The sequence below is a fragment of the Halanaerobium saccharolyticum subsp. saccharolyticum DSM 6643 genome (assembly GCF_000350165.1).
In the GTDB taxonomy this organism is placed as follows: domain Bacteria; phylum Bacillota; class Halanaerobiia; order Halanaerobiales; family Halanaerobiaceae; genus Halanaerobium; species Halanaerobium saccharolyticum.
This window is the reverse complement of the sequence record NZ_CAUI01000023.1, coordinates 630800-643538: the sequence shown is the minus strand read 5'-3', so window position 1 is coordinate 643538 and position 12739 is coordinate 630800. Positions and strand designations below refer to the sequence as shown.

Sequence of the window (12739 nt, the reverse complement as noted above, 5' to 3'; positions counted from 1 at the left end):
ATTTTTTGAAAATATAGTTAGTCTAAGCAGAAATAAAATTAGAGCTTATAATTAAAAATATTATTTTTAAGCTGGCTGGTTTTTATCTAGTCAGCTTTTAAAATAGGTAGGCAGATTTTAGTTAATTCCCAAATAATTTTACAGAGGGTGTATTAAATGCGTTATTTAAAACTTTATAATAATTTTGAATTTACAATCGAGAAGGCAGAAGGCGTTTATATCTATGACACTGAGGGAAATAAATATTTTGATACTTTTGCTGGGATTGGAGTGCTGGCCCTGGGCCACAGTCATCCTGAAGTAGTTAAAGCAATCTCTTCAAAATTGGAGCGTTATGCTCATACCTCTAACTATTTTTTAGATGAGGATACAGAAAAAGTGGCAGAATTGATTACTTCCAAGGGAGAAAAAGCATTTTTTGTTAATTCAGGGACTGAGTCTACAGAGCTGGCCCTAAAAATTATCAAAAAGAAAATTGGAGATGCAAAGATCCTATTTTTCAGTAATTCTTTTCACGGCAGAACTTTAGGAGCTTTATCAGTTAATGGTTTTCCAGGGATTAGAGATCAGTTTAAGCCGCTGCTTCCCGGTACAGTTGAGGCAGAATTTAATGATATTGAGAGTTTAAAGGAGACTGCAGCCGCTAATCCTGAGATTAAAGCTGTTTTCTTCGAAGGTCTGCTGGGTTCAGGTGGGGTTCAGCCGGCATCAGCAGAATTTATAGCTGAACTTAAAAATCAGATTGCAGCCAATGGCTGGATTTTAGCCTGTGATGAAGTACAGGCCGGTTTATATAGAACTGCTAAGCGATATTCTTTTGAGCATTTTGATCTAAAACCTGACTTGATTACTGTTGCTAAAGCACTTGGTGGCGGTTTACCTTTAGGTGCTGTAATAATGGCCGGTGAGATGAAAAATGTTTTAGAGCCAGGTGATCACGGCTCAACATTTGCTCCAAATCCTCTTGCTTTAAGGGGGGCTAAAGTTGTTTTAGAAGAACTAAAAGATATGGAAGCTTCAATCGCAGAAAGAGGAGAATATTTTTTAAATAAATTAAAAGAACTTAAATCCAAAAAGATTAAAGAAGTTAGAGGAATTGGTTTAATGCTGGGTATAGAATTAAAAGAAGAAATCCCTAATTTAAGAGATAAGGCTCAGCAAGAAGGAATATTACTTAATATTGTTAAAGGTAAAGTAATTCGCTTTTTACCTGCCCTTAATATTACTAAAGAAGAGATTGATGAGCTGATAGAAAAATTAAAAATAATATTAAACTAAAATTTATTTAATAACTTCTAAATTAAGAGAGGACATCTGGCTTCTAAGAAGCTGTGATGTCCTCTTTCTGTATTTAATTTGATTATTGATTAAAAATCTGGCATTTCATCAATAGCATTTTTCTTTTCTTCTGTATCTACATGAGTATATATCTGAGTTGTAGAAAGATTGGCATGACCCAAAAGGTCCTGCAGTACTTTAATATCTTTAGTCTGGCGATAAAGAGTTGAAGCAAAAGTATGGCGCAGCTTATGCGGCGTTATTTTATCAGCTCTTTTTAAACCTGCTTTTTTTGCATATTTTTTAACAAATAGCTGAATAGTTCTTGGATTGATTCTGCGGCCGTGACGGGAAATAAAAACTGCCTGTCGGGCATCACTATCTTTAATTTTAATAGAATTTCTTTCCCGCATATAACGTCTGATTGCTAACACCACATCATTATGCAGCGGTACATAACGCTCCTTTTTACCCTTACCATAAAATTTGATTGAACCATCTTCGAAATCAATATTATCAAAATCTAAATTAACCAGTTCCGAGATACGGAGGCCGGCATATAAAAATAATTTAACTATTGCCAGATCACGCAGACGGTTGATTCCACCATGCTCATCAATGGCCTGAATAAATTGCTGTGCTTCCTTTAATTTTAAATAAATTGGCTCCAGCCTGTTATCAGTTTTACTACTTTCTATAGCTTCAGCAGGATTTTTAGCAACTATTCCATAATGGAGCAAATATTTATAAAAAGAACGGACAGCAAAAAGCTTGCGATTTCTGGTAACAGCCTTGTTATCATTAATAATAACTGCATCAGCTAAAAACTCTGCAATATCAAGTCGGTCAACGTCATCAGCTTTAAAACCTTCCTCAAAATCAAGTTCTTCCCGCAGATATTTATGTAATTGATGCAGATCACTGTTATATTCCTTAATTGTCAGTTCCGAATATCCTTTTTCCACACCAAGATATTTTTTGAATTTATTTAAAGCTTGTAAAAAATCTAATTGAGAAATTTTAATCACATCCTTTGAGTTAGTGAATCATTTCTTTTTAACCAGGTACCAACAAGTGAAATAGACTCTATTTTATTTTATTCAATTAAAAACCTTAAAATCCTCTATTTTAGCTATTGACCTTCTCTGACCTTTGTATTATAATTATTATAGAATCTAAATTATAAAATATATAAAATCGAATATTTTGGACTAAAGGAGGAATAACAATGGATATGGAAAAGTTTACACGCAAAGCACAGCAGAGTCTGGTTGAAGCACAGAATTTAGCTAAAGACTATCAGCATCAGGAAATATTTCCTTCCCACTTATTTAAAGCATTATTGAATCAGGATGACGGAATAGTAATTCCACTGCTGCAGAAAGCTGAAGCAAATATAGCCGAACTTAAGGCTGAAAACGAAGATCTGCTGCAGAAGCTACCTCAGGTTTATTCGGAGCAGGGTGGCCAGGCCTATATGTCACATCAGTTAAATGAGATTATGCGAGAGGCAGAAAAACAGGCAGAAGGGCTTGGTGATCAATATGTTTCCACCGAGCATTTTTTACTTGCTATTTTAAAAAACAGAAAAACTGACTTAGGTAAGATGCTCTATCAGAAAAATTTAAACTATAATGATCTCAAACAAATTATCCAGGAAGTCCGCGGAGGCAGTAAAATTGATTCTCAGCAGGGAGAAGAAGGTTTTAATGTTTTAGAAAAATATACAATTGATATCACTGAGCTGGCCAAAAACGGTAAGCTGGATCCAGTTATCGGTCGTGATAATTTAATCAGACGAGTGATGCAGGTTCTGTCACGACGCCGCAAAAATAATCCAGTTTTAATTGGGGAACCCGGTGTAGGTAAAACTGCAATTGTAGAAGGACTGGCTCAGAGAATAATTAATGGTGATGTTCCAGAAGGTTTGAAAAACAAGAAGGTTATTTCACTGGATATGGGTTCTTTAGTTGCCGGCACTAAATTTCGCGGTGAGTTTGAAGAAAGATTAAAATCAGTTTTAAAAGAAATCAAAAAAGCTGAAGGACAGATTATTCTTTTCATTGATGAAATGCATACCTTAGTTGGAGCTGGCGCAACAGAAGGCTCAATGGATGCAGCAAATCTTTTGAAACCAGCCCTAGCCCGCGGTGAACTACACTGTGTAGGCGCAACAACTCTGGCTGAATACAAAAAGCATATAGAAAAAGATGCAGCTTTAGAGAGAAGATTCCAGCCAGTTCAGGTATCTGAACCAGATATTGAAGATACAGTTTCAATTTTGAGAGGTCTAAAAGAAAAATATGAAATTCATCACGGAATTAAAATTACAGATAATGCAATTGTAGCAGCAGCAAAACTTTCTGACCGCTACTTAACAGAAAGATTTCTGCCTGATAAAGCAATTGATTTAATTGATGAAGCAGCTTCTAAAATTAGAATTGAAATTGATTCGATGCCAATCGAGATTGATGAACTAGACCGTAAGGTAAGAAGGCTGGAAACTGAAAAAGAGGCCTTAAAAAATGAAGATACCGAAGAGGCGCAGGAGAGGCTAAAAGAAATTGAAGAAAAACTGCAGGAATTAAAGGACAGACGTGATCCACTGCGTTTAAAATGGAAAAATGAAAAAGATCAACTTGCTAAAATGCAGGAACTGAAAGAACAAATAGAACAAATTGAATATCGCGCCGAAGCTGCAGAAAGAGAAGCAAATTATGAAGAAGCTGCCAGATTACGTTATGGAAAGCTAAATGAACTGCGCAAGGAACTGGCCGAAACCAGTCAGAAAGTTGAGGAATCTCAGCAGGATGCCACTCATCTGGTGAAAGAAGAAGTAACTGAAGAAGATATTGCAGAAATTGTTTCTCTCTGGACAGATATTCCTCTGCAGAAGCTGATGGAGGAAGAAAAAGAAAAGCTGATTCATTTAGAAGACGAATTAGAAAAACGGGTTGTTGGTCAGCACGATGCAGTTAAAGCAGTAAGTAATGCAATTCGCCGCTCGCGCACAGGTCTGCAGGATGCAGATCAACCACTGGCTTCCTTTATGTTTATGGGACCAACCGGAGTTGGTAAAACTGAGCTTGCTAAAACTCTAGCTGAGTATCTTTTTGATGACGAAAAAGCACTGACCAGAATCGATATGTCTGAATATATGGAAAGACATGCAGTTTCTAAGCTAATTGGTTCACCACCCGGCTATGTAGGCTTTGAAGAAGGTGGACAGCTGACTGAAAAAGTAAGGCGCAATCCCTATTCTGTAATCCTCTTTGATGAGATCGAAAAAGCTCATCCGGATGTCTTTAACATTCTGCTGCAGATTCTTGATGACGGTGTTTTAACTGACAGTCAGGGTAAAGAAGTTGACTTTAGAAATACAGTAATTATCATGACTTCTAATGTTGGCTCTCAGTACATTCAGGATTTAGATGATGAAACAAAAATTAAGGAAGAAATTGACGAAGCTCTCAAGGGACAGTTTAGACCTGAGTTTTTAAATAGAATTGATGAAAAAATAATCTTCCATTCCTTAACTAAAGCAGATATCTTTAAAATTATTGATATTCAGATTTCTTATCTGCAGGATAACTTATCTGAACAGGATATAGAAATTGACTTAAGCAAAGCTGCCAAAGAAGAGCTCTTAGAACTCGGCTTTGATCCAGCATATGGAGCCCGTCCTTTAAGAAGAATTATTCAAAATCAGATCAAAGATGAACTGGCAATGCTGATCTTAGAGGAAAAAATTACAGAAGGTGATCAAATTAAGGTAGACTTTGAAAAAGGAGAGTTTAAATTCAATAAATAATATTTAGAAAATGTATTAAATAATAATGCTTTGAAATAAAACTCTAAAAAGATATTTTTGAATGCAGGCCGCTGAATTTTCTGGCCTGCTTTTTCTAGTTATGAAGGAAATATATTAATTATCTTGAAATATAATAATTATACATAATATCTTAATATCTTAATTACTTTTATAAATAGATTGACAAATATAGACCTGGTTATTAAAATTAAAGTAAAAATAGCCGGATAAGAACATAGATAATTAGCAAAAGTTAGGAAGATTAAAATGCTTAAAAATAAAATTATAAATCAGTTAAATAAAAATAGAGCTAAAAACATAAGTATGATAGGTATAATAGAGAACTACGGGCTTGAAAGCAATCTTGAATTTGGAGATTCACTTTTAATTACTGTTAGAACAGATCAGCTGTGGTGCTATATTAGCAGTAATAGCAGAAATGAATTAATTGAGCTTTTAAAAAAATTTGAGAATAGAACAGCTTACTTTGCTTCTATAGAAAGTTGGATGATCCCAGCTATTAGTCAAAATAGAAAAATCGAATGGGAATTAAAAACTGAAAGATTAATTCTGCCTGAAAAGCTTAAGCTAGCTAAGAAAGTTGAATTAATTTCATCAGCCAAAAAAGATACAGAAAACAAAAAAACAGAAATCAAAGAAAAAGATACAGAAAATATAGAAGAAATTAAAATTAGAAAACTAAAAGCAGATGATGCCGATTTTATATTTGATCACTCTCACTATCAGAAATTCACCTCTAAGCCATATATCAGAGAAAGAATTGATGCAGATTGCTCTGCTGGAATTTTCATTAAGGGAGAACTTGCAGCCTGGGGCTTAACTCATGATGATGGCGCAGTTGGTTTTATTCATGTCAGAAAGGCTTTCAGAAAAAGGGGCTTTGCTCGGCTGATTATAAAAAAATTGATCGAAGATAAAAGAAAAAACAATAATGATGTATTTTTAAATGTTGAACAAAATAATTTAAAGGCAAAAAAGTTATTTTATTCACTTGGATTTGAATTTGATAGAGTAATCAGCTGGATTAAAATTAAGAAATAAATAATTAGATAATAGGAGGAAAGAAAAGTGAAAGAAGAAAAATTGATAAAACAATCTAAAGAACCAATTACAAAAAAATCATTAATTAAGGACTTAAAACAGCTAAATCTAGAAGGAGAGGTAGTAATTGTTCACTCTGCACTCAGCAAACTAGGCTGGGTCTGTGGAGGAGCGGTTGCTTTAATTGAAGCTCTGCAGGAAGTTATAACAAAGGAAGGTACATTAATTATGCCAGCCCACAGTGGAGATTATTCAGAACCTAAATATTGGGAAAATCCCCCTGTGCCAGAATCATGGTATCAAATAATCAGAGAAGAAATGCCTGCTTACAGACCAGAAATAACCCCGACTCGAGGTTTAGGGGTTACTCCGGAAATTTTTCGCAAATTTCCTGATGTTATCAGAAGTGATCATCCCTGCCTTTCATTTTCTGCCTGGGGCAAAGAAGCTAAAGCTATTACCGCTGATCATAAGTTAGATTACGCTCTAGGAGACAACTCGCCTTTAGCCAAAATTTATGAAAGAAAAGGGAAAGCACTATTAATCGGAGTCGGTCATGACAGTAACACATCTCTTCATCTTGCAGAATATCGGGCTGACCACGATCTTAGAATAAAAATCTTTGGTTCCCCAATAATTAAAAATGGAAAAAAGATATGGGCAAAATATCAGGATATTGAATTTAATGATGATCTCTTTTCAGCAATTGGCAGCGAGTATGAATCAAAATACCAATACAGTACTGCCCGAACTGGTCTGACAGAAGCAAAGTTATTTGATCAAAAAGAAATGGTTGACTTTGCAGTAAGTTGGTTAGAAAAAAGAAAACAGTAGTTTGATGGCTTTTAAAAGGAGAAAAAAATGAGAGCATTAATTTTAAATGGAGAAGAGTTGGATGGTCTTTCTTTAAATCAAATTTCAAAAATTATAAAAGAAGAATTAAAAAACAATAATACTCAAGTCGAAGAAATATTGTTAAAAGAAAAAGAAATTGCTGACTGCCTTGGCTGTTTTAAGTGCTGGGTTAAAACCCCAGGTACCTGTATAATTGATGATTACGGCAGAGAGGCTGCAGCTAAAGTAATTAATTCAGATCTTCTAATTTTTCTGAGCCCAATTATATTTGGTAGCTATTCTTTTCAGCTTAAAAAAGCTCTGGACCGGATGATTCCTCTAATCTCTCCTTATTTTAAAAAAGTTAAAGGAGAAATCCACCATAAAAAACGTTATTCTAAATATCCCTCACTTTTAGTCATTGGTATCGGAAAAGAGATAAATGAAGAAAAAATCAAAACACAAAGTGATATTTTCAAAAAACTTGCGCTTAGAAACAGTATCAATTTTTATTCACCGCATTTCAAAACTGAAGTTTTTAATTTAACCGATGATTTTGATGGGACAGAACTTAAAAAATGTGTCAGCATGATCTCTAAAAAAGTAGGTGAGCAGCATGAATAGTATCAAAAAAGCAATTTTATTAATAGGAAGTCCTAAGAATAAAAATAGTTCATCAGCCAGTCTCGGGGGATATTTATTAAAAAAAATTGAAGAATATGAAATTGAAGTAGAAACAGTTCACATTCATTCTGAAATAAGCTCCGAAGTGAAAACAATCAAATTTTTTGAAAAGCTACAGGAATCCGACTATATTATTTTAGCAGCGCCTCTCTATGTTGATACTCTTCCAGCAAAAGTAATTAAAGCACTAAATTTAATAGTTAAAAATAAGGATAAAATTAATAATGATTTAAGTGGGTCTAAAAATGCTAAAAGCTTAACAGTGATAGTTAATTGCGGTTTTCCAGAAGCTGAACAAAATAAAATCGCCCTTAGAGTTTACGAAGAGTTTGCTAAAGAAGCAGACTTTAAATATTTAGGAGGAATTGCTGTTGGAATGGGAGGAGCAGTAAGTGGTAAATCTTTATCTGAAATGGGTGGAATGGTAAATGACATAATTCAAGGACTCGACCAGGCAGCTGAAGATATTTTAAAAAACAAAAAATTATCAACTTATGTCATTGAAAAAACTTCTAATCCAATGGTTTCTCAGAAATGGCTCTATACTTTGATTGGTGATTTTTCCTGGAAGTTTCAAGCCTTAAAAAATGGCGTTTATCTAAAAATGAATGATCGCCCTTATCTTAAAGATGATTAGTTAAAGAATCAAATTCACCCGCAATGGTTAATTTGACAACTTTTTATTGGCTACTTAAATTTAACTAATATTTTATTGAATAGTTATTTTTGGAATTTTAAAGGAAAAATTAATCATTTATAGAAATATAAGAATACGGAAACTATTAAGAGAATAGGAGATCTTATTAAATGAGGTTGAAAATGAGCTTGAAATTAAATAATAATGATTTAATTTGTGTTAAATTCAATTATAATCAGGAAATTATTAATAAAATCAGATTAATACCCGGCAGCCGTTGGAATCCTGCTCAAAAATATTGGACCTTTAATAATGACAAAGCTAAGCTGGCCCTTTTTATCGAAATGTTTAAAGATGAATATTTGATTTTTGAAAGTGAAATTAAAAATTTTGCCGCAGCAGATGCAATTACTGATTATTTAAATTATTATTATCTACCTCAATTTGAAAAAAAGCTAAAGCTAAAAGGTTATTCTCAGAGTACAATTAAAGTATATATTAACCATAATAAAAATTTTATTAGTTATCTTAAAAAAGATCTGTTTTCTATAACAATGAACGATTTGAATGATTATATTTTGTATCTGATAGATGAAAAAGAGAATACTCATTCATTTGCAAATCAATTTATTAGTGCCTTTAAGACGTTTAATAATTTAATTTTAGGCTTGGAGAACGTTAATAGAAAATTATTTCGTCCAAAAAAGAAGAAAAAGCTGCCTAAAGTTTTAAATAAAAGAGAAGTTAAAGATATTATTAACTCAGTTTATAATTTAAAACATCAATTAATTTTAATTATAACTTATTCTGCAGGCTTAAGAGTTAGCGAAGTTGTGAAACTTAAAATATCTGATATTGATTCAGAAAGAATGTTGATTTATATACGCAACAGCAAGGGGGACAAGGATAGGTATACATTATTATCTCAAAGTGCTTTAACTAAGCTTAAACTATATTTAAAAGCCTTTCAGGTGCAAAAATACGATAAACAGTGGCTTTTCCCAGGCCAGAATAAGGATAGGCATTTATCTAAAAGAAGTGCACAGAAAGTTTTTAAAAAAGCCTGCCATAAAGCTGGAATAAATAAAAAGGTTGGAATTCATTCTTTAAGACATTCTTTTGCTACTCATTTATTGGAGCAGGGAGTCGATTTAAGATATATACAAAATTTATTAGGCCACAAGAGTTCCACAACAACTGAAATATATACTCATGTTAGCAATAAAAGCTTAACCAGAATTATTAATCCTTTTGATAAATTATAGAGATATATATTGATCTTAATGAAATACAAGACACGAAGATTTATTTTTTTTGGCTTTTAAAGAAATTAAATTCACAAATATGTAAGTTATAGGAAATCAGGCTAAAATTTTTAAAATATTAATATAGGGAGGATTTTAATGAAAGATTTTATCCAATATCCAAAGGGTTCTGAATGGAGAAAATGGGATTTACATGTCCATACTCCTGCTTCTTTTCATTGGAATGGAATGAAATTTTCAAATTGTAACGATGATGAAAAAAATGAATTGCTAGAAAAAATGCTTAAAACTATTAATAATTGTGAAGTATCAGTTTTTACTTTTGTAGATTATTGGACATTTAATGGTTATTTAATGTTTAATAAATATATTGATGATAATAATTTAAAACTTAAAAAAACAGTTTTTCCAGGAATGGAGTTACGAATTGAAGCGCCAGTTGATTATAGATTAAATGTTCAAGTTATTCTTTCTGATAGCCTAACAAAACAAGAGTTATTAGATTTTAAATCACAACTTCATATAAGTTCAATTAATAGACCTTTATCTAAAGAAGCTATTATTAACTTTGCTAAAACACTTGATGATAGTAAAGCTGAACATCATGGTTATGCTTCACCAGATAAATTAAACAATGATGAATTGTTTGAGCTTGGTTGTAAAACAATTGAAATTACTCGTCAATCATTAAAAAAAGCTTTTAATACAATACCATCTAATATGGGTTTCATTATGATGCCTTATGACACTTCAGATGGGTTAGAAAAATTAGATTGGGCAAATCATCCCTCTGCTGATAACTATTTTATGCAATCCACACATATTTTTGAAACTCGAAAAGAATCTAATGTTGATCTTTTTCTAGGAAACAAAAACGATAATAACAAAGATTTTATAGATAATTTCCAAAAAACTTTAGGAAATAAACCCAAACCAGCTTGTTGTGGAACAGATGCACATAAGTTTTCAAAATATGGTCAATTTCCGAGTGACAAAATAACTTGGATTAAGGCTAATCCTAGTTTTGAAGGATTAAAGCAGATAATATTTGAACCTGAAACTAGAGTAAAAATTTCACAAATCAAACCTAAAAACAAATCTAATTATCAAGTAGTAGATAAAGTTAAATTTTTAGATGATTCTTGTGATAATCGTTTTCCAGATGATTGGATAGAATTAAACTCAAATCTTAATGTAATTATTGGAGGTAAATCTTCTGGAAAGTCATTGTTATTATATCATATTGCTAAAACTATTGATTCAGTACAAGTTATTAAAAAAATTAATACAACTGAAATAAAAGGTTATGATTTTGAAGATGAATCTGAATTTGATTTTGAAGTAAAATGGAAAGATGGAAGAATAGATAAATTATCAAATGAAAAAGAAAATATACGGTCAATAACTTATCTTCCACAAATGTATATAAATAATTTAGCTGAAGAAGATGGTGATGATGATTTAAATAGTTTAGTTTTAGATATTTTGAAACAAGATGATGATTTTAAAAACGAATATAATAATAAACAAGAGGAAATAAAAGAATTAAATAAAGATATTAATCTTTCGATTGTTAATCTTTTTGAGCTTAGAGAAGAAATTGAAGAGCAGTATAAAAATTTTAAAAAATTGGGAGACAAAGAAGCAATAGAAGCAGAGATTAAAAATATAAACTCAGAAATTGAAATTTTAAGAGAAAGTTCGAACTTTTCTGAAGAAGAGAATAAAAAATACAATCAAATAAAAGATGAACAGGAAAAAGTTGAAAAAGAAATTAATAATTTAGAAAAAATAATAAATAATTTAACAAAATTTAAATCTGATACAAATATTGCAATGAATAATTTTATAGAAAAAATAGAAAATAGTTATCAAGAATTATTAATTAATTTTGAGGATAATGAAAATATTTTAAAAAAAATATATAATGAGCTTTATAATGCTTTCAAAAATAATGTTGAAAAAATAACTGAAAAAAGTTTCAAGCCAATATTAGAATACGAAAATGAACTTAAAACATTAAAATCAAAGAATGAAGAATTAAAAAAGGATTTAAAACCGTATTTAGCTAAATTTAAAAATCAGAATCAATTAGAAAAATTACAAAAAAATTTAAATGAAAGGAAAAATGAGTTAAGTAATATTATAAAAGAAGAAAAGAAAATAAATAAAAATTTAGATAAAGAAGAAAAAATAAAAGAGGTAATTATTTCTTTATATCAAGAAAGATATGAGTCATATAAAGAAATTATAAATTATTTAGAAGAAGAAAATTATGTGTTTGAAAATATAGAATTACAAGCTTCATTAAAATTTAAGAAAGATGAATTTGATAATCATTTTACTGACGAGATTAATAAAAAATTAACTAACTTGAATGATTATGAGTTTTATGAAAATTATATTTATAATTATGATAAAAATAATCATTTAAAAAATATAAACGATCTATTTAGAAAATTACTTAATAAAGAAAACAATAATATTAAACTAAAGAAAAATTCAACTAAAAGAAATGCTTTAACAAATTTGTTAGAAGACTATTTCTACATAAATTATGATTTGATTCAAAATGGAGATCCCATATTTCATATGTCTCCTGGCAAAAGGGGATTAGTTTTATTACAACTATTTTTGCATTTGAGTAATTCAAAACACCCTATTCTTATTGATCAACCAGAAGACAATTTAGACAATCGAACAATATATAAAGAATTAAATGAATTTATTAAAAACAAAAAAATTGAAAGACAGATAATTATAGTAACTCATAATGCAAATTTAGTAGTTTCTACAGATGCAGAATCAGTAATTGTGGCAAATCAAGACGGACAAGAAATAGGTAGAGATAATAAAAAATATAAATTTGAATATATAACTGGAGCTTTAGAATGTACTTTTGAAAATAAAGAAAAAAATGGTGTTCTATATAAAAAAGGCATTAAACAGCATGTATGTGAAATATTAGAAGGAGGAAAAGATGCCTTCAAAAAAAGAGAAGAAAGATATGGTTTTGAATAATTCAAATTCATAGCCTGACTTCCTATAACATGGGATTGGCATCATGCCTTCTGTCATAAAGCTTGCAATTATTAAGCAGCAAGAAATATTACGGCAAGCTTTATGCCAGTTCCTGTGGAACCAGGCACGAGCGCAAATCCCAGTAAC

The 12739-nt window shown here is 31.0% G+C and carries 9 protein-coding genes; 8 read left to right on the top strand and 1 reads right to left on the bottom strand.

Going from position 1 to position 12739, the window contains the following annotated elements:
- The first annotated feature begins 156 nt into the window (after positions 1–156).
- Positions 157–1278 (top strand): aspartate aminotransferase family protein, encoded by a 1122-nt coding sequence (locus HSACCH_RS13145; RefSeq protein ID WP_005490439.1) that lies wholly within the window; start codon positions 157–159, stop codon positions 1276–1278.
- A gap of 89 nt (positions 1279–1367) precedes the next feature.
- Here HSACCH_RS13145 and xerA (HSACCH_RS13140) read toward each other — a convergent pair whose 3' ends face one another.
- Positions 1368–2306, bottom strand: coding sequence for a site-specific tyrosine recombinase/integron integrase (xerA, locus tag HSACCH_RS13140; RefSeq protein WP_005490438.1), 939 nt, complete (start codon positions 2304–2306; stop codon positions 1368–1370).
- Between the two features lie 200 nt (positions 2307–2506).
- On the opposite strand from xerA (HSACCH_RS13140), the gene clpB reads away from it, so the two are divergent.
- From clpB to HSACCH_RS13105, 7 genes are all read left to right on the top strand, one after another.
- The gene (clpB, locus tag HSACCH_RS13135; RefSeq protein ID WP_005490437.1) at positions 2507–5089 is read left to right on the top strand and encodes an ATP-dependent chaperone ClpB; all 2583 of its coding nucleotides are present in this window, start codon (positions 2507–2509) and stop codon (positions 5087–5089) included.
- A 267-nt stretch (positions 5090–5356) separates the two neighbouring features.
- Positions 5357–6151 (top strand): GNAT family N-acetyltransferase, encoded by a 795-nt coding sequence (locus tag HSACCH_RS13130; protein ID WP_005490436.1) that lies wholly within the window; start codon positions 5357–5359, stop codon positions 6149–6151.
- Between the two features lie 27 nt (positions 6152–6178).
- On the top strand, positions 6179–6985 hold the full coding sequence (locus HSACCH_RS13125) for an aminoglycoside N(3)-acetyltransferase (RefSeq protein ID WP_005490435.1): 807 nt from the start codon (positions 6179–6181) through the stop codon (positions 6983–6985).
- A gap of 27 nt (positions 6986–7012) precedes the next feature.
- Positions 7013–7609: a flavodoxin family protein gene (locus HSACCH_RS13120; protein WP_005490434.1), complete on the top strand. Its 597-nt coding sequence runs from the start codon at positions 7013–7015 to the stop codon at positions 7607–7609.
- The gene (locus tag HSACCH_RS13115; RefSeq protein ID WP_005490433.1) at positions 7602–8306 is read left to right on the top strand and encodes an NAD(P)H-dependent oxidoreductase; all 705 of its coding nucleotides are present in this window, start codon (positions 7602–7604) and stop codon (positions 8304–8306) included. Before HSACCH_RS13120 ends, HSACCH_RS13115 begins: the two co-directional genes overlap by 8 nt.
- Positions 8307–8476: 170 nt before the next feature.
- Positions 8477–9571 (top strand): site-specific tyrosine recombinase/integron integrase, encoded by a 1095-nt coding sequence (gene xerA / locus HSACCH_RS13110; RefSeq protein ID WP_235044023.1) that lies wholly within the window; start codon positions 8477–8479, stop codon positions 9569–9571.
- Positions 9572–9709: 138 nt separating this feature from the next.
- Positions 9710–12592 carry a TrlF family AAA-like ATPase gene (locus HSACCH_RS13105; RefSeq protein WP_005490431.1) on the top strand — a complete coding sequence of 961 codons (2883 nt, stop codon included), beginning with the start codon at positions 9710–9712 and terminating at the stop codon, positions 12590–12592.
- Positions 12593–12739: the final 147 nt, after the last annotated feature.

Coding starts and splice junctions, on each gene's coding strand:
- clpB (WP_005490437.1), top strand. CDS start 2,507: ATGGATATGGAAAAGTTTACACGCAAAGCACAGCAGAGTCTGGTTGAA.
- HSACCH_RS13130 (WP_005490436.1), top strand. CDS start 5,357: ATGCTTAAAAATAAAATTATAAATCAGTTAAATAAAAATAGAGCTAAA.
- HSACCH_RS13105 (WP_005490431.1), top strand. CDS start 9,710: ATGAAAGATTTTATCCAATATCCAAAGGGTTCTGAATGGAGAAAATGG.
- HSACCH_RS13115 (WP_005490433.1), top strand. CDS start 7,602: ATGAATAGTATCAAAAAAGCAATTTTATTAATAGGAAGTCCTAAGAAT.
- HSACCH_RS13145 (WP_005490439.1), top strand. CDS start 157: ATGCGTTATTTAAAACTTTATAATAATTTTGAATTTACAATCGAGAAG.
- HSACCH_RS13120 (WP_005490434.1), top strand. CDS start 7,013: ATGAGAGCATTAATTTTAAATGGAGAAGAGTTGGATGGTCTTTCTTTA.
- xerA (WP_235044023.1), top strand. CDS start 8,477: ATGAGGTTGAAAATGAGCTTGAAATTAAATAATAATGATTTAATTTGT.